Source organism: Sorangium sp. So ce363 (genome assembly GCF_051520435.1).
Classification (GTDB): Bacteria; Myxococcota_A; Polyangia; order Polyangiales; family Polyangiaceae; genus Sorangium; species Sorangium cellulosum_B.
This window is the reverse complement of record NZ_CP150333.1, coordinates 3,171,627-3,192,210: the sequence shown is the minus strand read 5'-3', so window position 1 is coordinate 3,192,210 and position 20,584 is coordinate 3,171,627. Positions and strand designations below refer to the sequence as shown.

The following is a 20,584-nucleotide window of genomic DNA, read 5'->3' as shown; positions in this document are numbered from 1 at the left end:
TTCCGGCTGGCTACAGCAGCCGACTCTGACCCAGGCGGCGGAGCGCAAACGCCACGGTCCCGATGAGGGGCATCACCATGACCCGACGCGCGGGCTCTCGGGCGAGACATCGTGCGGAGGGAGGGACCTCCGCGCGATATGGCTGTGGACGAGCTCCACCGGATCCGTGGACTGGAAGGGGCCAGCGCGGCGCGCCGTGCGCCGCGTGAAAGGGTATCGACGTGGTCGGGAACGTGTGCGGGAGAGCGCCCGCGCGGAGCGCGGGCCTGGGTCAACGGCGTCGGGACAGCTACGCCCGCTGCGCCTTCACCCGCTTGACCTTCTTCTTCTCCTTGCGCTCCAGGAGCCGCAGCACCGCCACGGACCGGTCGACGAGCAGGTAGCGCTCTCCCCCTGCCCTCGCGGGCACCGTGCGCGCCGGCTCCCCGGCGGTGCGGGTGTCGATGAGCACCTCCCACCGCTCGCCGAACTCGATCGCAGGCAGCACGAACTCCAGCGGCGAGTGGTTCGCGTTGATGAGCACGAGCAGCGTGTCGCCGGAGATCGGCTCGGCGCGCGGACCGAGCGCCGAGAGGGCGTCGCCCCCGAGCAGGTAGCCGACCGCCCGGGCGTTCGGGTGGGTCCAGTCCTCCGGCGTCATCTCGGCGCCGTCGGGGCGGAACCACACGATGTCCTTGAGCCCGCTCCCGTGCACGTAACCGCCCGAGAAGAACATCCGCCGGCGCAGCACGGGCTGGCTGCGGCGCAGGGCGATGAGGCGGCAGGTGAACTCGAAGAGCTGCTTCCGCCGCTCGTCGAGGTCCCAGTCGTGCCAGGAGAGCTCGTTGTCCTGGCAGTAGGCGTTGTTGTTGCCGAGCTGCGTCTTTCCGATCTCGTCGCCGGCGTTGATCATCGGCACGCCCTGCGAGAGGAGGAGCGTCGCGAGGAGGTTGCGCTTCTGGCGCTCGCGCAGCTCGACGACCGCGGGGTCGCTGGAGGGGCCCTCGACGCCGTGGTTGTAGCTGTGGTTGTTGTTCGTGCCGTCCCGGTTGCCCTCGCCGTTCGCCTCGTTGTGCTTCTCGTTGTACGAGACGAGATCGTTCAGCGTGAAGCCGTCGTGCGCCGTCACGAAATTGATGCTCGCGTAAGGGCGGCGCCCGCTGGACGCGTACAGATCGCTCGACCCGGTGAGCCGATAGCCGAGGTCGGCCGCCAGCAGATCCCCCTTCCAGAAGCGGCGCACCGAGTCGCGGTAACGATCGTTCCACTCCGTCCAGAGGACCGGGAAGTTGCCGACCTGATAGCCGCCCTCGCCCACGTCCCACGGCTCCGAGATGAGCTTCGTGCGCGAGAGGACGGGATCCTGATGGATGATGTCGAAGAACGAGCTCAGGCGGTCGAAGTCATGGTGACCGCGGGCGAGGGCCGACGCGAGATCGAAGCGGAAGCCGTCGACGTGCATCTCGGTCACCCAGTACCGCAGGCTGTCCATCACCAGCTGGAGCGTCTGGTAATGACGCGTGTTCACCGTGTTCCCGCAGCCCGTGAAGTCCATGTAGTAGCGCGGGTTGTGCGGCACGAGCCGGTAGTAGGTCCAGTTGTCGATCCCCTTCAGGGAGAGCGTCGGGCCGAGGTGGTTCCCCTCCGCTGTGTGGTTGTACACGACGTCGAGGATCACCTCGATGCCGGCGGCGTGGAGCGCCTTCACCATCGCCTTGAACTCGGTCACCTGCTGGCCGAGCCGCCCGCTCGACGAGTAGCGGCCCGCGGGCGCGAGGTACGCGAGGGTGTTGTAGCCCCAGTAGTTGACGAGGCCGCGCTCCCAGATCTCGCGCTCGCTCGCCATCTCGTGCACGGGGAGCAGCTCGATCGCCGTCACGCCGAGCTTCTTGAAGTGGGCGATCGCCGCCTCGGAGGCGAGCCCGGCGTAGGTGCCGCGCAGCTCCTTCGGGATGCCCGGGTGCCGCTGGGTGAAGCCCTTGACGTGGACCTCGTAGATGATCGTGTCCTGCCAGCGCGTCGCCGGCGGCCGGTCGCCGTCCCATGCGAAGCGGTGGTCGACGACGACGGACTTCGGCGCGCCCCAGGCGCTGTCGCGGTGGCAGATCTCCAGGTCGTCGAGCGGGGCCGGCGGGGGCGGCGGCGTGGAGTCCTTCCCGCGCGCCTCGGCGGCGCGGCGATCGCTCGCCGTCTTGCCCGCGCGCCCGCCCTCGCCCTTCTCGGGCGCCGCGCCGTCCCGGCCCGCCTCCTTGGGCCGGCCAGCGCCGCCCTCGCCGCGCTCGGGGTGCCCCCCGCGGTCGTAGGCGAAGAGCGGCGCCTTCCAGTTCGGCTCGCTGGAGAGCGCGTACGCGTAGGGATCGACGAGGAGCTTCGCCGGGTTGAAGCGCTGCCCGGAGCGCGGGTCGTAGGGCCCGTGCACCCGGTAGCCGTAAAGCTGGCCGGGCTTGAGCCCCGGCACGTAGCCATGGAAGATGTGGGCCGTCCGCTCGGGGAGCTCGATGCGCTCGCGCTCCACGACATCGTCGACGGCCTCGAAGAGGCAGAGCTCGACCTTGGTGGCGGACTGGGAGAACAGCGTGAAGTTGACCCCTTCGCCGTCAAAGACGGCGCCGAGTGGGGTGGGCGTGCCGGGCCATATGCGTCTGGTCATCTGAAAAACCTGTGAAGCCGCCCTATTCGCGAGATCGGCGCCGCTGTCGAGACACAAGCGCGCGCGGCCTGATTTTTCGGTCGCCGCCCCCGGGATCGCCCGCCGTTCGGCCGCTCGGCGGGCCCGCCCTCGCGCCGCGCGCGATGTCGCGGCCCTCCTCGCGAGCTCGGCAGCGGCCGCGGCCGCGGCCTCGACGGAGGCGCGGCGGTGCTACCGCACGGTCGCAGAAGGAGCATCCAGGGCGGCGCGACCCGGGATAGACTTCGCCCCCGAACGCCTGGAGCCAAGCGAAAAACGCCCATGTCTTCCCCCTCTGCTGAAAATCAGTCCCAGAGCTCATCGTCCCCTTCCGGTCCCGGTTCCGGCGCGCGCCGCCGCATCGCCGGCGTGACGGTGCCGCTCTTCTCCCTGCGCAGCGATCGCTCGTGGGGCATCGGCGAGATCGGCGATCTCCCCGAGTTCGCCGCGTGGATGCGCGCCGCGGGCCTGCGCCTCGTGCAGCTCTTGCCGCTCGGCGAGGTGTCGGGGGGCGAGACGTCGCCGTACATGGCGCTCTCCGCGTTCGGCATCGATCCGATGTTCATCTCGCTGTCCGCCGTGCCCGAGCTCCCGGCGGAGCGCCTCGGCGAGGCGCTCGGCGACGACCTCGGGGCGCTCGATCGCGCGCGGAACAGCGCGCGCGTCGACTACGATCTCGTGCGCCGCGTGAAGGGGCGGGCGCTGCGCTTCGCCTTCGACGTGTTCGAGCGCGAGCACCACGCGAAGCAGACGCCGCGCGCGGCCGAGCTCGGCGAGTTCGTGAAGCGGCAGTCGGACTGGCTGCCCGACTACGCGCAGTTCCGCGCGTTCAAGGACGCCTTCGAGGGCAGGGCGTGGTGGGACTGGCCCGAGGCGATCCGCGAGCGCAGGCCGGAGGCGCTCGAGGCGCTGCGGCGCGAGCGCGCGCGGGACATCCTCTATTACGAGTACGTCCAGTGGCTCGCGCACGCGCAGTGGGAGGCGGCGCGCGCGGATCTCCGGGGCAAGGGCGTGGAGATCATGGGGGATCTCCCGTTCATGGTGTCGCGCGACAGCGCCGACGTGTGGGCGCACCAGGGCGAGTTCCGGCACGACATGACGGTCGGCGCGCCTCCCGACCAGTTCGACACGGAGGGGCAGCGGTGGGGGCTCCCGCCGTACTTCTGGGCCCGGATGCGCGAGAACGACTTCGCGTGGCTCAGGCGGCGCTGCCGCTACACGGGGCTGCTCTACGACCGGTTCCGGATCGATCACCTGGTCGGCTTCTACCGGACGTACATCTTCCCGGAGCAAGGGAGCCAGGGCCAGGGGGGCGAGCGGCCCAAGGCGACCTTCGATCCGGCGGAGGAGCCGGAGCAGCGCGAGCACGGCAATCGGGTCGTGGGGGCGATGCTGGCGGGGGCGGCGGAGACCGGGGCGCAGCTCGTGGCGGAGGATCTCGGCGCGGTGCCGGGGTGGGTCCGGGAGTCGCTCACGGAGCTCGGGGTGCCGGGCTACAAGGTGCTGATCTGGGAAAAGGATGACGTCGTGTTCAAGGATCCGTCGCAGTATCCGGCGCTCTCGGTGGCCTGCTTCGGGACGCACGACACCGACTCGGTGGTGGTGTGGTGGGAGTCGCGGGACGACCGGGAGCGCGCCGGGGTCCTCGATCTGCCGCAGCTGGCGCCGCGCCGGCAGGAGCTCGGCCGGGAGTTCACGAAGGAGACCCACCGCGCGCTGCTCGACCTGATCCTCGGCTCGAAGAGCGAGCTCGTGCTGCTGCTCCTCCAGGACGTGCTCGCCACGCGCGATCGGATCAACGTCCCGGGGACCGTGGGGCCGCAGAACTGGTCGCTCCGGCTGCCGGCGCCGCCCGCTGCGCTCGATCGGGATCCCGAGGTGCGGGCCGCGCTCGATCGGGTGCGCGAGAGCATCGAGGCCAGCGGGCGCGGATAGTCTCACTGCAAATCCATCGACGCGCTGTAGGAGCGAGTCGGCCAGCGCGCTGACCGCGGAGGCGCCCGCGCGCTGACTCGCTGCGTCGTCGCGGTATGTTTCGTGCTGTCGCGAAGTATATGCCGACGAAACATTCCGGAAAACTGCCTTCTCTTAGTGTCGCCGTCGAGGAGGCCACCAGTGAACGAAATCAACGCCTCGGACACCACCTGGCTCCTGGTCTCGTCGGCAATGGTTCTGCTGATGACGCCAGCGCTGGCCCTGTTTTACGGGGGCATGGTCCGAACGAAGAACACGCTCAGCACATTCATGCACAGCTTTTTCGCCATGGGGATCGTGACCCTGGCGTGGGTGACGCTCGGGTACTCGATGGCGTTCGCTGAATCCAAGGGCGGGTTCATTGGCGGCTTCGACTACGCGTTCCTGAACGGCGTTGGCACCGAGCCGCGCGCCGGGACGACGGTGCCTCACCTCCTGTTCATGGCGTTCCAGATGATGTTCGCCATCATCACGCCGGCGCTGATCTCGGGCGCCTATGCGGAGCGCATCAAGTTCTCATCGTATGTGGTGTTCACGCTGCTCTGGTCGCTCCTTGTCTACAGCCCGATCTGCCACTGGGTCTGGAACCCGGGCGGGTGGCTCCTCGCGCGCGGCGCGCTCGACTTCGCCGGCGGCACCGTCGTTCACCTGGCCTCGGGCGCGAGCGCGCTCGTGATCGCGATCGCGATCGGCAAGCGCAAGGGGTACCCGACGCGCAAGATCGTGCCGCACAACCTCACCATGACGCTGCTCGGCGCCGGCCTCCTGTGGTTCGGCTGGTTCGGCTTCAACGGCGGCTCCTCGCTCGCCGCGAACGGGCTCGCCTCCGTGGCGTTCGTGAACACGCACATCGCCGCGGCGATCGCGGCGCTCGCGTGGGCCCTGATCGAGGCCGTGCGCTTCGGCAAGCCGTCGCTCCTCGGCGTGGCGTCGGGGCTCGTCGCGGGCCTCGTCGCCATCACCCCGGCGGCGGGCTTCGTCGGCCCGATGGCGTCTGTCGCGATCGGGCTCGCGGCGGGCGCTGTGTGTTACGGCGCCGTGATGCTGAAGGGCAAGCTGGGTTATGACGACAGCCTGGACGCGTTCGGCATCCACGGCGTCGGCGGGCTGCTCGGCGCGCTGCTCACCGGCGTGTTCGCCTCCAAGGTGTGGAATTCGGCCGGCCAGGATGGCCTCATCAAGGGCAACTCGGCGCTGCTCACCGAGCAGGCGATCGCGGCCGCGGTCGCGGCGGCTTACGCGGCGGTGGTCACCTTCGTGCTCGTGAAGGGGATCAGCGCGGTGATGGGCTTCCGGGTCGACGAGGAAACGGAAGACGAGGGCCTCGACGGCGTCCTCCACGGCGAGGAGGCCTACTCGCTCGGCGAGGGCGGCGCCCACGCCGCCGAGAGCGTGCCCCCGAGCCCCAGGCCGGCGGCGGCACCCGTCCTCGTGCGCGAGAGCGCCTGATCCAGCGCAGCAGAGGCTCGCTCGCGGAGGCCGCCTGGCGGGTGCCAGGCGGCCTTCGTCGTTTTGTCCCCTTGGCCCCCTGCCCTTCCCGGCAGGGAGCGGTCACCTGCACGTGAAGGCGGGCTCGGCGGTCTCCTCGCAGCCGTGCTCGCACGTGACCTTGGCGCACCCGCAGCGGCGCAGCCCTCCGCGGTCGCCGTCAGCGCGCCGACCGCAGTCCTCGCTCAACGTGCGGCACTCGTCCTGGCAGCGCTCCTTCTGGGCGGGCGACGGCGCGCAATCGACGACCGCCGCCCCGCCGGAGGAGCCCGCGCTGCTGCACAGCTCGACGGACGCGACCTGCTCCAGCAGCGGGATGATCCCCCCGATCATGCATTGAGCGTGCGGCTCGCAGACGTGGTCGCGCAGCACCGCCAGCACGCGGACGCGCTGCCCGGTCAGCGCACGCCACTCGGGGCCGAGCCAGCGCTCGGCGTCCTCGCTCGACAGGATCCTCCCAGCGATGAGGGGCTGCGAGCCCTTCGTCAGCGTCAGCGTACCGACCCAGCGCTCGCGCACCGGCGCATCGCCAGGTCGCTCCCCCTCGGCCGGCGGAGACGCCGCCGACGTGCCGGCGGGCGCGGCGCTCGCGGCGGGCGCCGGCGCAGCGGCCCGCGCCGTCGAGGCGACCCGCGCCGCCGGAGCCGTCGAGGAGGGCGCGCTCTCCGCGCAGCCCATCGCCCAGGCGCAGCACGCGCCGACCAGCGCCCGGGGAAGCCATCGTCGCAATCCCGCCGAGACGGAGTGGAGCCGAGGGGAACGCACCGGGTTCATGGAAGGCACAGGACATTTTTACCATACGCCGGCGTGCCTGCGCGCCAGGGCGCGGCGGTCCGGCAGAGCGGGCCGCCCGCCGGCCGCTGCTTGGCGCCCGCGGCGAGCGGGATCGAGGACAGCAGCGCCTTCGCCCACCTGCTCCAGGCTGCTTGGCGCCCGCGGCGAGCGGGCTCGAGGACAACAGCGCCTTCGCCCACCTGCTCCAGAATACGTCGCCGAACGCGCTCGCCGCGCGCAGCACCTTGCGCGCCTCGCCGTCCAGCCGTGGGAGACGACATGCACCTTCGAGACGTGCTCAGCGCCAGACGAGACCACCGCGGGCGACGCGCAGTGGGTGGGGGGGTCCACTGCGCTGCGCGCGCTCAGCGCGGCGCGTGGAGCGTCACTCCGATCCTCCGCGACGCCTCGTATCCGAGATCGCGTTGCGCGACGACCGCAGCGGCGCTTCCGCCGCGTCATTCCGTCTCGTGCGGAGCGAGGGGACCTCGGTCGACACGAGGTCCTCGAGCGCCGACGCCAGCGACTGGTGGCTGGACAGATCGCCCAGCTGGATATCGAGGGCGACGAGGCGCATCGCGAGCTCGGGGCGCACGCCGACGAGGCGGACGCGGGCGCCGAGCAGGGAGGCCGCGCGCTGCGTCTGCCCGAGCGCGTGGGCCACCTGGGCGTCGATGCTCGGGACGCCGGTGATATCGAGCAGCACGCAGCGCGCCCCGTGTCGGCCCACCCCCTCGACCACCCGCTCGAGCATGTGCCGGGCGCGATCTCCATCGAGCTCGCCGACGAGCGGGACGAGCAGCACGCCAGGCATGAGCGGGAGGAGCGGGCAACCGAGCTCGCGCACCGCGGCCGAGAGGGTGCGCTCGCGCTGATAGGCCTCCTGGAGGCTCGCGTGCTGCTCGGAGAGCGACTGCACGAGCGCGTCCCGCTCGAGGGCGGCGCCGAGGAGCGCCCCCCAGATGGAGATGGTGCCCTCGTCGCCGGCGACCTCGATCGAGCTCGGGCCGACGATCGCGAGGACCCCCCAGTCGTGGCGGAGCGTGCGGATCGGCAGGAGCGTCACCATGAACGGGCCGCCGGCGGTCGACGCTGGCAAGCGCTCGGCGGGCGGGAAATCCTCCCGCGCGCAGACGGCGCCGAGCGAGGGAGTCGGGCTGCCATCGCGGCTGTAGGCGCCGGCGATGACGAGGCGCGCGCGGGTCGCCGGGTCTTCCCAGAGCGCGAGGCAGCCCCAGACGGCGGCGGTCGAGTCGAGCCAGGAGAGCGAGCGCGAGTCTTCCTGGGTGCCGCCGAGCAGCGCGAGGCTCACCTCATGATCGGACCGCGTGAGCGCCCCGAGCTCGTCGACGAACTGCCGCTCGGTCTCGACGCGAGCCAGCATGAGCGAGAGGCGCAGCCGCTCCAGGAACTCCTCGGCTCGCTCCTCCGCGGACTCCGCTGCTTCCCTGTCCAGGCGCGCGCGGCGTCGCTTTCCGGACCGGCCGAGGAGGCGGACGATCCCCATGAGGCTCTCCACGTCAGGCGTGAGGCGGACGGCCTGCTGACAGGCCTCGTCGATCTCGGCCGCGGGCGGGGGCGCGGCGCCCTCGAGCGCCGCGGTATATCCAGCGATCACGGCGGCGACGCCGGGCCACACGGCCGTCGGGGGCGTCTCGGGCGGGAGCGGCAGGCGGAGGAGCAGCTCGACCATCTGCCGCTCGAGGTCGTCGTCCGGCGCCGCGCCCTTCCCGTGGAGCAAGCCAAGGAGCGGGTCGCACCCGCACGTCCGCCGCCTGACGAACGTGGTCGGCGCGAGCACGGGCCCGGACGGCACGACCTGGCCTGCGAGCCGCGCCAGCACGAGCTCGTACGCGAGCGCCCCGATGGCGTCGAAGCGCTGGCGCACGGTCGTCAGCGGAGGGGTCGACCACTGCGCATCGGTGATGTCGTCGAAGCCGATGATCGCCAGATCGTCGGGGATGCGGTATCCGGCGGCCTGGAGGGCCGACATCATCCCGAGCGCGTTCTTGTCCGTGGCGACGACCGCGGCCGTGAGCTCTCCCCTGCGCGCGATGAGCGCCTCTGCGGCGCGCTGGCCGCCGGAGTGCCAGTTGTTGTCGGCGTCGAAGACGAGGCCGGGATCGAAGGGGATCCCGCTCTCGATGAGCGTCTCCATGTAACCGTCGAAGCGCGCGCGGATGTCGTCCTGATCCATGCAACCGACGAACGCGATGCGCCTGTGTCCATGCTCGATCAGGTGGCGCACCGCGCTCCGGACGCCCTCGCGGTTGTCCGGCATGACGGTCGGACAGCCCGCCTCGGGGGCGCAGGAGCTGACCGTGACGAGCGGGACACCCGCCTGCGCGAGGAGCTCGATGCCATCCGTGGCGAGCACGACGATCCACCCGTCCACCTGATCTCGGGCGAGCGAGGGCGCCTGGACGTACGCTGGCGTGCCGCGTACCACCAGGACACGATGGCCTCGCTCCTGCGCCGCCTGATGGATCCCCCTGAGGACCGAGGTGAAATAGAAACCGTCGAGGAAGGGCGTGAGGACGCCGATGGTGGTCGGGCGGGAGTGCATGGGCTGCGGGCTCGCGAATGGATGAATACCGGATCTACGTCTCGCTCACCGACGGCGTTCACCGCCACCCGCCAGAAATTCCTGTGACTCGCGAATCGTCCGGGTGTACAGCATCGCCGATCCGTTTGGTCATCGATCGAACCCTTCTCGCCGTCATGGCGCGCCCGCCGTACGAGCCCGCCTCTTTCCCCGCAGAGGGATCGTTCGGGCGAGAGGAAGGGAGCGGACGGTGAGCGCGCCGGCCGCACGTGCGCTCGTCTCGGCGCTGGGCGCCTGCGCGGCGCTCGCGCTCACCGGCGTGCCGCGCGCGCGGGCGGAGTGCGATCGCGCGGCCGCGGACGTGTCGTGGGTGCGCCTCGCGGGCGCGGAGGGGCGGTGCCCGTCGGCGTCCCGGTTCCGCGCCGAGATCTCGCGGCGGCTCGGGCGGGAGCTCGTCACGACGGGCAAGGCCGCCTCGATCGAGGCCGTGGTGCAGGGGCAGCCCGGGGCCTGGTCGGCCACGATCCGGACGGAGCTGTGCGACGGCGCCCCGCCGACGGTCCGCGAGCTCTCCGACGACCGGCAAAGCTGCGACGGGATCGTGGCCGCTGCGGCGGTGCACATCCTGCTCGCGACCGATCCCGAGGCCGGCCTCGCCCCCCCGACCGCCGAGGCGCCGCGCCCCCCGCAGGCCCCCGAGGCGCCGCGTCCCCCGCCGCTGCCTGCGCGCCCTCCGGCGGCGGAGCGGGCGCCGGAGCCGCCGTTCCCCTGGCCGGCGCAGGCCCAGACCACGCCGCCCCCGGCCGAGGGCGCGCCGCCGCCCCGGCTCTCGATCTCCTGGCGCGGGTTCGCTTCCACGGGCATCGTCCCCTCGCCCGGGTTCGGCGTCGCCTTGTCGGGCGAGTGGTCGATCCTGCCGCGGTGGACGCTCGAGACGGGCGCGCTGTGGCTTCCGGAGCAGCACGCGGCCCAGCGGACGTTCGCCTTCGGGCTCACGGCGGGCTGGCTCGGCGCGTGCGTTGAAATGGTCCGGAGCGGCTCGGTCGCCTTCGGGCTCTGCGGCCGGGCGGTGGCGGGCGCCATCTACGCCGTCATCCACGGGGACGACGACGTCCCCCCGACGATCCTGCCGACCGACGTCGGCTCCCGCGCGTGGCTCAGCCTCGGGGCCGGCACGCGGCTCGGCGTCCGTGTCATCGGGCCGCTGCGGCTCGAGACAGGCATCGATCTCTTCGTTCCAGTGACACGGTACGATTTCCAGCTCGAGGGCGGGCTGCCGACGGGTCTGGAGCAGGCCGCGCTCGCCGCCGCGGTGTTCGGGGGGGTCGGCCTCACATTTTGATGAAGGATCCCCGGGCTGCCGGCATTCAGTTTTCCGTGGAGCAGTGCTTACGAGCCGACGTCCTGCGCGACGCCAAGCAGCCGCCGCGGAGCCTCGTCGCCCTGCACGCCGAGCACGGCAACTTCGTCTGGGCGACCCTCCAGCGGTTCGGCATCCAGCACCCTGACCTGGAGGATGCCTTCCAGGACGTCTTCGTGGTCGTCCAGCAGCGGCTCCCGTCCTTCGACTGGGCTTGCCCGATCACGACCTGGCTCTTCGCCATCTGCCGCCGCGTCGCCTCGTCTCACCGCCGCCGCGCCCACACGCGCCGCGAGCGGCTCGGCGAGGTGGTGGACGACGTGCCGGACTCCGCGCGCGGCCCGGAAGAGATCACCTCCAGCCGCGAGGCGCGGCTGCAGCTCGAGGGCATCCTCGAGGCCATGGATCTCGATCGCCGGGCCGTGTTCGTCATGTTCGAGATCGAAGAGATGCCGTGCGACGAGATCGCGCGCCTCGTCGGCGTCCCCGTGGGGACCGTCTACTCGCGGCTCCACGCGGCGCGGAAGGAGTTCGCGACGCTCCTGAAGAAGTCCGAGGCCGAGCGCGCGCGCAGGGGGGCCAGATGAGCGATCCGAAGCGATGGAACCAGGAAGGAGGAGGCGCCCCGCCCGGCGCACGCGAGCTGCTCCGCGCCGCCGCGCCGATCCGGCAGATGACCTCCGCCGAGCTCGCGCGCACCGCGGCCCGGGTGGCGCCGCTCGAGACGGCCGCGGGCGCGGCCGCCGGCGCGACGATGCCGGCATGGATCAAGGGGATCTTCCTCGCGGCGGGCATCGGGGCGGGCGGGGCAGGGCTCCACGCCGTCCTGGGCGAGGCCCCGAGCGCCGCCGCGCCGATCGCGCCGCCTCCGGTGCTCACCGATCTGCCGCTGGAGCGGCTGCTCTCCCACGCGGAAGGCCGCGTGGCGGCCGGGTCGCCGGCGGCCGAAGCGCCGTCGGCCGAGGCGCCGCGCCCGACCCCCTCCGCCCTCCGCCGCGAGGCGCCGCGGAGCCCCCGACCGGCCGCGCCAGCGCCGGAGGCGAGCGCCGCGGCGGACGGCGACGACCTGGTCCGGGAGTCCAACCTCGTCGACGCGTCCAGAGCGGCGCTCGCGCAGGATCCGGAGGCCGCCCTCGCCGCGCTGGAGAGGCACCAGGCCGAGTTCCCGAAGGGGCGGCTCGCGGAAGAGCGGGAGTTCATCGCGATCCGCGCGCTGGTGCGCCTCGGGCGCGCCGACGAGGCGCGGGCGCGCGCGGCGGCGTTCTTCGCGCGGTATCCATCGAGCTCCTTCGCCGAGCCGCTGCGCCGGATCGTCGGCGCGGCTCGGTGATTGCCTCCACGACCGCGGCTCCGCCAGCAAACAGCAAACTCCACACCACGTTCGAGCACACGAGCGGGATCTCCTCGCTTGCGCCAGCGGCGACGACATCGACGCTCGCCCGGACGACATGAAATGGACATGAAAACGACGCTCGCACGGACCGCGAAAAATTAACGCGAGTACAAACACGAGCGTTCATATCGCTTGCCCTGTACGTAAACAGCATTAACATACGTCCCGCGTTCACGGGCGGCCGCGCCGAGAGGCGGCGGCGCCCTGACGTTTCATCGCAGAACGGTGGATTCAGCGGCTCGATGAGGCCAGGCTGCCGTGGCAGCGCTGGCCTCGGCGAGGCACGTCGCCCATGCGGCGCGCGCCGGGCGTCGTCTCTTTGCGGACCGACGCGGGCGCTCGCCGGCGGTCGTCCTCCTCGGGCCGCCCCGTCCATCCGCGAGCGCGCACCTCGTGCTCTCGCGCGGCTCCGCCGTTCTTCGGGGTCATTTCAGGAGGTTTCATGTCGTCGAAGCTATCGAGTTCGAGCAGTCCGGTGCGCTCTCATTCTGATCCTGCCTCCCCCGGCGCGTGGCAGGGGGCGCGGCGCGCCGCGCTGGCCGCGCTCGCGATACTGCCGGTTTCTTGCGCGGATCTCGGGCCCACGGACGGCGCTCCGGCCGATCTCGCCGAGGGGGAGATCGCGGAGGCCGGCCAGGCGCTCTCGCTTCCTTTCCCCATCAACGAGCGGAGGTCGCTCGTCGTCACGAACACCGACATCCTCGGCGCCTTCAAGCTGAAGGACGTGCTCCAGCAGCTCATCGATCAGGCGGGCGTCAGCCTGACGCCCCTCCAGCTCTTCCGGCAGTTCATGGACACGAACCGGAAGGCCGCGGACGGGATCGGCCTCGGCCCGCACTGCGATGACGTGGTGATCCCCGGCTCGGCCGGGTCCATCAACGGGTGGCCGATCGACTGCCCCCGCGTCGTGGGCGAGGAGGCCGACAGGGATCCTTTCGCCGACGAGGAAGCCCCGAACGCGTACGTCGCCACGACCCTGGCGAACCGCTTCGACCTCGCCCCGCCGGACGGCGCCAACTGCGGTGAGTACCGCGTCGTCTTCGCCAGGCGCTCGGGCATCCCGGAGAGCGCGTTCCAGATGCGCAACTTCATCATCTTCGAGGGCCGGCTGCCCAACCCGACGCCGAGCCTTGGCCGGGAAGGATGCCGCCCGGTCGTCGACTTCTGGTACCACCTGTCGGATCCGGCGAAGAGCCTCGAGACGCGGCGGGACGAGCTGCTCGCCTTCTATTTCGACGGCCTGCCTGGGGGGTTCGAGCCCGTCCTCCACATCGATCACTACGGCCAGAACGCGGGGCCGTACGGCGGCCAGATCCGGACCAACGAGTTCCTCTTCGCCCCCGAGGTCGACGGCGATCCGCCCGAGCCCTTCACCACGTGGAACCTGCGGGAGTTCAGGCTCCTTCACAGCGGCTCGGGGAGCAGCGCCACGCTGGTCGTGACCCCGTCGTTCGTGAAGGACAACCCGGCCGCGCCGCTCTTCGATCCTGCCTCGACCGACGCGCGCGCCGTCGCCTTCAGGAGCACGTCGTTCCCGGGCCTCGTGGAGCGGCTCGCCGCGGCCGACGACATCAACCGCTTCGCCCTGGAGCCGAGCTATCCGACGACGATGAACGCCGGAGAGAGCCAGATGATCGGCCTCCAGAACAACTACTTCGCGACGTTCGGCGCCGGGCCCTCGGCCCTCAGGACCAGCATCCAGAGCAAGCTCACCGCGATGGGCAGCGCGCTCACCCCGGATCAGGTCGTGGGGCGCGCGTTCTCCCTATCGTGCAGCGGGTGCCATGAGCCGATCGGCGACGCCACGGGCTCCCCGAGCGTCGAGCTCGATCTCGGCACGACCGCGACGCTGGCGAAGCTGAGGCCGTTCACGCAGACCTCGGAGCAGCTGGAGGCCGATCCGGACGAGCCGGGCGGGCAGCGCTTCAAGATCTCGGAGGCCCTCACGGGCGTGTTCATCCCGTTCCGGAAGAACGTGATGGCGGAGTTCCTCCTCAACGACCCGATCCTCGGGTTCGAGAAGCCGGGCGCGTGGACGTCGGCGCAGGCCCAGCTGTCGCTCCACTCGGGCCGCGTCGTGGAGGGCATCTCGTCGCTCCAGGTGAAGACGCCCTCCTCGTTCAACGAGATCGTCAGCCCGAGCTTCAGCTCGGCGAACCTCGCGCCGGTGGGCAACAAGATCACGCTCGATCTCTTCGTGTCTCCCGTCCAGCCGAACCCGAGCTGGGTCGGGAACATCGAAGTGCTGATCTCGATCCCTTCGGCCGGCATCCACAACCAGTGGGCCGGCAACGTCCCGCTCACCCCGCTCCCCCGGGGCCAGTTCGTGAGGATCCAGTTCGCCCAGCTGCCGACGGCCACCAAGAACGCGCTGAACGCAGGGGCCAGCGACGTGAAGCTGCAGTTCAACCTCAACGTGACCAGCAACGCCGGTCCGTACTACCTCGACAACGTGCGGTTCGAGAACTGACCGCGAGCGAGTGATCGCGAGAGCGAGCGTTCGCTCATGAAGAGGGCGCCGGCCCCCCACGGGCGCCCTCTTCTTCTCTTGTTCTCTTGCGCTCGGATACCGATCCTCCCACGCGCGCCCACACACGGCCCCTCCCCCGGGCCGACCCCCCGCGGCAGTGCGATCCGTCTCGACGGATGATTCATCCGCTATAGTAGACATCACTCTCGGGCCTTGGTATGCTGCGCTCATGTCAGGCATTGCCATCATCACCGGAAGTGTCTCTGCGCGCTCGAAGACCTCGGCGCTCGCGGCCCGCATCGCTGCGCGGCTCGTGCGCGAGGGGTTTCGCGTCACCACCATCCACGTCCGCGAGCTCCCGGCCGAGGATCTCCTGCTCGGGCGCGTCGACTCCCCCGCCCTGGCGGACGCGGCGCGGGTCGTCGCGGAGGCGGCCGGGGTCGTCATCGCGACGCCCATTTACAAGGCCTCGTACACGGGGGCGCTCAAGGCCTTCCTCGACCTCTTGCCGCAGTTCGGGCTCGCGGGGAAGGCAGCTCTCCCCCTCGCGACGGGCGGGACGCTCGCGCACGTGCTGGCCATCGATTACGCGCTCCGTCCGGTGCTCCAGTCGCTCGGGGCGCGGCACGTCGTCGCGGGGCTGTTCCTGCTCGACAAGGCGCTGCGGCTCGGGGAGGACGGGCTGCTCGACGTCGATGACGAGCTCGGGAGCAAGCTGGAAGAGATCGTGAGGCCCTTCATCGACAGCGTGATCCGGGAAGGCCTCCCGCTGCCGGCGCGCGAGGTGGCTGCCTGAGAGCCGGTACACCCATGCGCTTGCTCACGCTCCCCACCCCCGAGTCGACCACGGCGCCGACAGAGCGCGCCAAGGCGCTCCTCTTCGAGGACCCCAGATCGCAAGAGCTGCTCCGCCGCGCGAGGCAGGTCGCAGCCGGCGACGCGCCCGCGGTCATCACCGGCGAGATCGGCACCGGCAAGGAGATCATCGCGCGGCACGTGCACGAGCTCAGCGCGCGCCGCGGCCGGCCCTTCCTCGCCGTGAGCTGCGCGGCGCTGTCGCCCGCGCTCGCGGAGAGCGAGCTCTTCGGCCACGAGCAGGGGGCGTCCCCGAAGGCGCTCACCAGGAAGCACGGCCTGCTCGAGGCCGCCGAGGGCGGCACGCTCTACCTCGACGAGATCGGGGATCTCCCGCTCGGCGTGCAGGTCAAGCTGCTGCGCGCGCTGGAGGACCGCGAGGTGGTCCGGCTCGGCTCACGGACCCCGGTGCCGGTCGACGTGCGCGTCATCGCGGCCACGAACGTCCCGCTGAACGACGTGGTCGCCGTCGGCGGGTTCCGTGAGGACCTGCTCTCCAGGCTGAGCGGCGCGGCGATCGCGGTCCCCGCCCTGCGCGAGCGGCCGGGCGACATCCTGCCGCTCGCGCGCTATTTCCTGGGCATGTACGGGCGCCGCCTGGGGCCCACGCCGTGCGTGCTCACGTCGTCCGCGGTGGACCGCCTGCTCGCGCACACGTGGCCGGGCAACATCCGCGAGCTCGAGAACGTCATTCACCAGGCGCTCCTCGTCTGCCGCGCAGGCCGCGTGACAGGGAAGGATCTGCGGTTCACGAGCCTCCGCCCGAAGGCGGCCGCGCTCGAGCCGCCGAGCCGCGTCGACGGGCTGATGGCCACGCTCGAGAACACCATCGCCGCCCTCTTCGACGCCAACCTCCCGAACGTGCACGAGCGGGTCGAGGAGATCGTGATCCGCACCGCCTACCGCCGCTGCGACCGCAACCTGGGGCTGACGGCGGCGCGCCTCGGCGTCAGCCGCGATCTCGTGCGCGCGCGCCTCCTGCAATCCGGCGAGATCGCGCAGCCCTCCACGCCGGAGCCCCCGGCCGCCCCGTCGAGGCCCGGAGACGCGCGAGCGGCGGCGACGGCACTCCCGATCTCCCTGCCCTGATGGACGCCGCCGCGTCCCTCCGCCCCGCCAAGAGAGCCCGCGCCTCGCGCCAGACCAACGAAGGTGCGATATAGAGCGACAAGCCCCCCTGCGCCCCCGGCGCGAGCAAACCTCGAGCGGCACGGGCCGATTGCGTGTTCTGCACAACAGATGCACCGATTGCGTGTCCTGCACAACAGATGCGCACGCGATGCGTGCTCCAGACTCGCCGAGCACGTCGGGTCGCTCTTTTCATGTTGGCGCGCAACGTGCGAGCCTGGGGATCGTGCAGGGCCGGACGGCAAGGCGAGGAGGGTGTTTGTATGAGCTCAATCCATCCCGGTGCGGCAACGAAGGCAGTCGCAGCGACCCTGGCGCGCCCCGCGGCGAGCGCCGGCGCGACCGTTAATCCCGGCGCAGGGGCGCCGGAGCTCTCCGGAGGGGAGCTCGAGCCGCCACCCAGCGTGACGCGCGCGCTGGCCGCCACGGCGGAGTCGGAGGGCACCGAGCGCGCCGCGTCCTGGGAGCTCTGTACCGCGATGCTCGCGATCGCCACCGGCTGGCTCGCGTGGACGCTGCCGGAGCCGAGCGCCCGCGACGTGCTGCTCGTCGCGCTCTGCCTGGCGCTCGTCGCGATCGAGCGCCGCAGGGCCGGCGCGCACTTCAGAAAGGCGATCGCCGCAGCCGCGGGCGCGCGCGGCGCGACGGCGGGCGAGGCGTCGCGCGCGGCGTTGCGGCTGGACGCGGCCTTCTGCGCGGCCCGCGCCACGGGGCGCGGCGCGATGGGCGACAGGCGCCGCTGAGCGAGCTCGCCCGCCGGAGAGGCCTCGCGCGGCCAGGATCACCGGCACATCACGAGCACGTCTCCCCTGGCGCTGACCCGCGCGCTCCTCCGGGCTCGGCGTCGAACGGCGAGCCGGCCTGTCCGCACCGCGGGCGCCATCCTCCACCGACGTCGCGCTCGCGGAACTCGGGGCGCAGCTCGCTGCGCGCGTCGGCCGCGAGCAGCTCGCACGGATCGAAGTAGTGCGACGTCCGCGCCTGCGCGGCGATGGACGGCAGCTCGCCAGAGAACTCCGGCACCCCGGGGCAGCGATGGTGCCAGAGGGCATAACGCTCCGGGACGTCGCCGAAGCAGAGCACTTCCTTTACGCCACCGTTGCAGTTCGTGCTCACGACGAGCACCGGCGCCGGCAGCGGCGCGAAGCGGTGCACCCGGAGGACCACGTCGTGGTGGAACTCGCCCTGCTTCCAGTGGGCGAGGAGATCGAACTCACCATGTCGATCCCGGATTTCCTGCAGCAACGATCCGAGATCCATCGCATCGGCGAGGGCTTGAACAGACGCATCGGTCATGGCGGGCGCTCCTTCGACGGTGAGCTTCGCCGATGGTGTAGCACGGCGCCCGCGCGGCGCCGTGACGCGGGGCTCTCCGTCGGTGGCGGAGCACTCGTGTCCTTGCACCGCACCAGCGAGCACGCCCGACGCGTCGCTCGCCGGGAGATCTTCACAGCGACATGGTCGAGTGAGAAGACTCGACACGAGGGGTCGTCACCGCCGACTCCCGCGCTTGCGCCCGAGCGACGCGACGCGTATCGTCCGTTGCCTGAGAGCCCTCCGCGGCGGTGAAGGCGCGCGGGCCAGTCGAGCTCACGCCCGTGCAATCGTCCTGGCCTGTCTCCGTCGTCGCCCTGACACCGGCCTCCTGCGGGGCCGTCCTGTGGCGCGCGCAGGGCGCAGAGCGGCTCACGGTCGTGGTCAAGGCCACGTTTGCCCTCGTCCACGACACGAGCGCCGAGCTCGCCGCCCCGTCGGGCCTGATCCGCGCCGATCGGCTCCGAGACGGCTGGGGCAGCCTGGAGGAGGCGTGCGAGACAGCCCCTTACCTGCCGTGCGCAGGGGTCCTCGTGCGCGGGCACGCGGCCGCGCCGGCGGGGACGACCGCCACGGCGCTCTCGGTGCGGGTCGCGCTCTTCCGCGAGGATCGCTGGGTCCTCGACAAGGTGCTCCACGTCTACGGCGACCGCACGCGAGAGGCCCCGGATCCGCGTCCGTTCGGCCTCATGCCGCTCGCGTACGAGCGCGCTTACGGCGGCCCCCACGTCGACGCGAACCCGGTGGGCGTCGGCGCCGGGACGGCGCTCCCGAACATCGTCGATCCGGCCGATCCCACGAGGCCCGCGGGCGTCGGGCCGGTCGCGGGGCACTGGGCCCCGAGGAGAGCCTTCCTCGCGCGGGATCAGGCGCCCGATCTCCCGGCTCCGGAGCTCGGGGGCAGCTTCGACTTCCGCTATTTCGTCGCCGCCCCCGCGGACCAGCAGCTCGAGTTCCTCCGCGGCGACGAGTGGATCCTCCTGGAGGGGCTGCACCCGCACTGCCCGCGGATCCAGTCCTGCCTGCCTTCGGCCCGCGGGCTCGCGCGGCTCCACCGGCTCGGGCCTGGAGGCGACGACCACGGGCAGCCGATCGAGCTCGTCGCCGACACGCTGACCATCGACGCGGACCGCCTGCTCTGCTGGCTGATCTTTCGCGGGAACGTCGCGCTGCTGCCGGGCGACGAGCCGGCGCGGATGCGGGTGGTCGCGGGCGTCGAGATGGCAGGGCGCCCCGTCCTGTGGCCCCCGGCGGCGGAGGGCTCTCTCGCGGTCGCGGCGCCGGAAGGCGCGCCCGCCGCCGGGGGGACGGCGCTCCCGGCGGGGCACTGGAGCGCCGTCACGCAGCGGGTCACGCCGCTGCTCTCGCCGCCTCCGCTGCCCTCCTCGCGGCCCCAGGAGGCGCACTGGAGCGTCGTCACACAGCAGGTCGCGCCGCTGCTCGCGCCGCCTCCGCTGCCCTTCTCGCGGCCCCAGGAGGCGCACTGGAGCGTCGTCACACAGCAGGTCGCGCCGCTGCTCGCGCCGCCTCCCCTGCCCTTCCTGCCGGCGCCGGAGCCGCCGCCGCGCGCGGCGCCTCCCCCGGGGTCGGTGCCGTTTGCGATGCCCTTCGCCCATGCCGGGCCCGAGGCCTCTCCGCCCGAGCCGCCGGCGCGCGTGCAGCCCCCGCTCGGCGGGCTTGACGAGGCGCCCCCCGCGGTCGACCCGCCTCCCGCGGTCGACCCGCCCCCCGTGGTCGACCCGCCCCCCGTGGTCGACCCGCCACCCGTGGTCGACCCGCCTCCCGCGGTCGACCCGCCTCCCGCGGTCGACCCGCCACCCCCGCACACGCAGCCGCCGCCGACCGCACCCGAAGAGGCCGCCGCCGTCGTGGAGCTGCCGCCTCCTCCGGAGCTGCCGCCTCCTCCGGCCGCCGCGTCGCCCGAGCCGGAGCCGGAGGCTCGCGGCCTGCGCGCGGCGGTGCTCGCCCGCCTGAGGAGCGGCCAGCCGCTCTACGACCTCGATCTCGCGGGCGCCGATCTCGAGGGGATCGACTGGAGCGGCGCCTCGCTCGAGCGCGTCAACCTCGCCGGCGCGGGGCTCGCCCGGTGCAACTTCGCGTCCGCGCGCCTCGCCCGGGCGAACCTGAGCGGCGCGGATCTCACCGACGCGAGCTTCCAGGCGGCCGACCTGACGCGCGCCGATCTCTCCCGCGCCACGCTCGACCGCGCGGCGCTCTCGTCGGCGATCCTCACGAGCGCGGACCTCACCTCGGCCAGAGGCTCGCACGCGCGCTTCGACGGCGCGGCGCTCGACGGCGCCGACCTGCGGCAGGCGCGCCTGCTCGAGGCGGTCTTCGACCGGGCGAGCCTCACCGACGTCAACGGGAGCAAGGCGGACATCTCGCGATCGAGCTTCGCGAACGCCAACCTCGCCGGCGCCATCCTCCGCGCGGCGAAGCTCAAGGAAGCGAGGCTCCCCTGCGCCAACGTCGATGGCGCCGATCTGCGCGAAGCGGATCTCGCGGGCGCCAACCTCCACGGCGTCAGGCTCGCAAACGCGAAGTCGAGCGGCGCGATCTTGCGCGACATCGTCGAGACCCCACCGCCGGAGCCCGAAGAGGACATTAACGTTTCTTCACAGGGTTGACGCCCAGGC

The 20,584-nt window shown here is 72.1% G+C and carries 15 protein-coding genes; 10 read left to right on the top strand and 5 right to left on the bottom strand.

Annotation, left to right across the window (positions count from 1 at the left end; all coding sequences use genetic code 11):
* Nucleotides 1-289: 289 nt before the first annotated feature.
* Entirely contained in the window at nt 290-2,629 is a 2,340-nt protein-coding gene (gene glgX, locus WMF12_RS12415; RefSeq protein WP_437871040.1) for a glycogen debranching protein GlgX, read from the bottom strand.
* A 300-nt stretch (nt 2,630-2,929) separates the two neighbouring features.
* On the opposite strand from glgX, the gene WMF12_RS12410 reads away from it, so the two are divergent.
* Together WMF12_RS12410 and WMF12_RS12405 are read left to right on the top strand one after the other, a co-directional pair.
* Nucleotides 2,930-4,582 (top strand): 4-alpha-glucanotransferase, encoded by a 1,653-nt coding sequence (locus WMF12_RS12410; RefSeq protein WP_437871038.1) that lies wholly within the window; start codon nt 2,930-2,932, stop codon nt 4,580-4,582.
* A gap of 180 nt (nt 4,583-4,762) precedes the next feature.
* Nucleotides 4,763-6,070, top strand: coding sequence for an ammonium transporter (locus WMF12_RS12405; protein WP_437745847.1), 1,308 nt, complete (start codon nt 4,763-4,765; stop codon nt 6,068-6,070).
* A gap of 102 nt (nt 6,071-6,172) precedes the next feature.
* On the opposite strand, the gene WMF12_RS12400 is transcribed toward WMF12_RS12405, so the two are convergent.
* Entirely contained in the window at nt 6,173-6,883 is a 711-nt protein-coding gene (locus tag WMF12_RS12400; protein WP_437871037.1) for a hypothetical protein, read from the bottom strand.
* Nucleotides 6,884-7,268: 385 nt separating this feature from the next.
* Nucleotides 7,269-9,449, bottom strand: coding sequence for a substrate-binding domain-containing protein (locus WMF12_RS12395; protein ID WP_437871036.1), 2,181 nt, complete (start codon nt 9,447-9,449; stop codon nt 7,269-7,271).
* Between the two features lie 229 nt (nt 9,450-9,678).
* On the opposite strand from WMF12_RS12395, the gene WMF12_RS12390 reads away from it, so the two are divergent.
* The 3 genes from WMF12_RS12390 to WMF12_RS12380 are packed head-to-tail and all read left to right on the top strand — an operon-like array spanning nt 9,679 to nt 12,118.
* Nucleotides 9,679-10,770, top strand: coding sequence for a hypothetical protein (locus WMF12_RS12390; protein ID WP_437871035.1), 1,092 nt, complete (start codon nt 9,679-9,681; stop codon nt 10,768-10,770).
* Nucleotides 10,770-11,375, top strand: a complete 606-nt coding sequence (locus WMF12_RS12385; RefSeq protein WP_437871034.1) for an RNA polymerase sigma factor — start codon at nt 10,770-10,772, stop codon at nt 11,373-11,375. The genes WMF12_RS12390 and WMF12_RS12385 overlap by 1 nt, the downstream gene beginning before the upstream one ends.
* Nucleotides 11,372-12,118 (top strand): hypothetical protein, encoded by a 747-nt coding sequence (locus WMF12_RS12380; RefSeq protein ID WP_437871032.1) that lies wholly within the window; start codon nt 11,372-11,374, stop codon nt 12,116-12,118. Before WMF12_RS12385 ends, WMF12_RS12380 begins: the two co-directional genes overlap by 4 nt.
* Nucleotides 12,119-12,412: 294 nt before the next feature.
* Here WMF12_RS12380 and WMF12_RS12375 read toward each other — a convergent pair whose 3' ends face one another.
* Nucleotides 12,413-12,625 (bottom strand): hypothetical protein, encoded by a 213-nt coding sequence (locus WMF12_RS12375; protein WP_437871030.1) that lies wholly within the window; start codon nt 12,623-12,625, stop codon nt 12,413-12,415.
* 31 nt (nt 12,626-12,656) lie between these two features.
* Between WMF12_RS12375 and WMF12_RS12370 the strand changes: the two genes are divergently transcribed.
* From WMF12_RS12370 to WMF12_RS12355, 4 genes are all read left to right on the top strand, one after another.
* Complete coding sequence (locus tag WMF12_RS12370; protein ID WP_437871029.1) at nt 12,657-14,651, top strand: hypothetical protein; 1,995 nt, start codon at nt 12,657-12,659, stop codon at nt 14,649-14,651.
* Between the two features lie 229 nt (nt 14,652-14,880).
* The gene (gene ssuE, locus WMF12_RS12365) at nt 14,881-15,447 is read left to right on the top strand and encodes an NADPH-dependent FMN reductase (protein WP_437871028.1); all 567 of its coding nucleotides are present in this window, start codon (nt 14,881-14,883) and stop codon (nt 15,445-15,447) included.
* A gap of 14 nt (nt 15,448-15,461) precedes the next feature.
* On the top strand, nt 15,462-16,595 hold the full coding sequence (locus WMF12_RS12360; protein WP_437871025.1) for a sigma 54-interacting transcriptional regulator: 1,134 nt from the start codon (nt 15,462-15,464) through the stop codon (nt 16,593-16,595).
* A 302-nt stretch (nt 16,596-16,897) separates the two neighbouring features.
* The gene (locus WMF12_RS12355; protein ID WP_437871022.1) at nt 16,898-17,377 is read left to right on the top strand and encodes a hypothetical protein; all 480 of its coding nucleotides are present in this window, start codon (nt 16,898-16,900) and stop codon (nt 17,375-17,377) included.
* A 49-nt stretch (nt 17,378-17,426) separates the two neighbouring features.
* Here the strand turns inward: WMF12_RS12355 and WMF12_RS12350 are convergent, their stop codons facing one another.
* Complete coding sequence (locus WMF12_RS12350; RefSeq protein ID WP_437871019.1) at nt 17,427-17,930, bottom strand: hypothetical protein; 504 nt, start codon at nt 17,928-17,930, stop codon at nt 17,427-17,429.
* Nucleotides 17,931-18,232: 302 nt separating this feature from the next.
* On the opposite strand from WMF12_RS12350, the gene WMF12_RS12345 reads away from it, so the two are divergent.
* Entirely contained in the window at nt 18,233-20,575 is a 2,343-nt protein-coding gene (locus tag WMF12_RS12345; RefSeq protein ID WP_437871015.1) for a DUF2169 family type VI secretion system accessory protein, read from the top strand.
* Nucleotides 20,576-20,584: the final 9 nt, after the last annotated feature.

Coding starts and splice junctions, on each gene's coding strand:
- WMF12_RS12385 (WP_437871034.1), top strand. CDS start 10,770: ATGAAGGATCCCCGGGCTGCCGGCATTCAGTTTTCCGTGGAGCAGTGC.
- WMF12_RS12410 (WP_437871038.1), top strand. CDS start 2,930: ATGTCTTCCCCCTCTGCTGAAAATCAGTCCCAGAGCTCATCGTCCCCT.
- WMF12_RS12355 (WP_437871022.1), top strand. CDS start 16,898: ATGAGCTCAATCCATCCCGGTGCGGCAACGAAGGCAGTCGCAGCGACC.
- WMF12_RS12375 (WP_437871030.1), bottom strand. CDS start 12,625: ATGAAACCTCCTGAAATGACCCCGAAGAACGGCGGAGCCGCGCGAGAG.
- glgX (WP_437871040.1), bottom strand. CDS start 2,629: ATGACCAGACGCATATGGCCCGGCACGCCCACCCCACTCGGCGCCGTC.
- WMF12_RS12350 (WP_437871019.1), bottom strand. CDS start 17,930: ATGACCGATGCGTCTGTTCAAGCCCTCGCCGATGCGATGGATCTCGGA.
- ssuE (WP_437871028.1), top strand. CDS start 14,881: ATGTCAGGCATTGCCATCATCACCGGAAGTGTCTCTGCGCGCTCGAAG.
- WMF12_RS12380 (WP_437871032.1), top strand. CDS start 11,372: ATGAGCGATCCGAAGCGATGGAACCAGGAAGGAGGAGGCGCCCCGCCC.
- WMF12_RS12395 (WP_437871036.1), bottom strand. CDS start 9,449: ATGCACTCCCGCCCGACCACCATCGGCGTCCTCACGCCCTTCCTCGAC.
- WMF12_RS12360 (WP_437871025.1), top strand. CDS start 15,462: ATGCGCTTGCTCACGCTCCCCACCCCCGAGTCGACCACGGCGCCGACA.
- WMF12_RS12400 (WP_437871037.1), bottom strand. CDS start 6,883: ATGAACCCGGTGCGTTCCCCTCGGCTCCACTCCGTCTCGGCGGGATTG.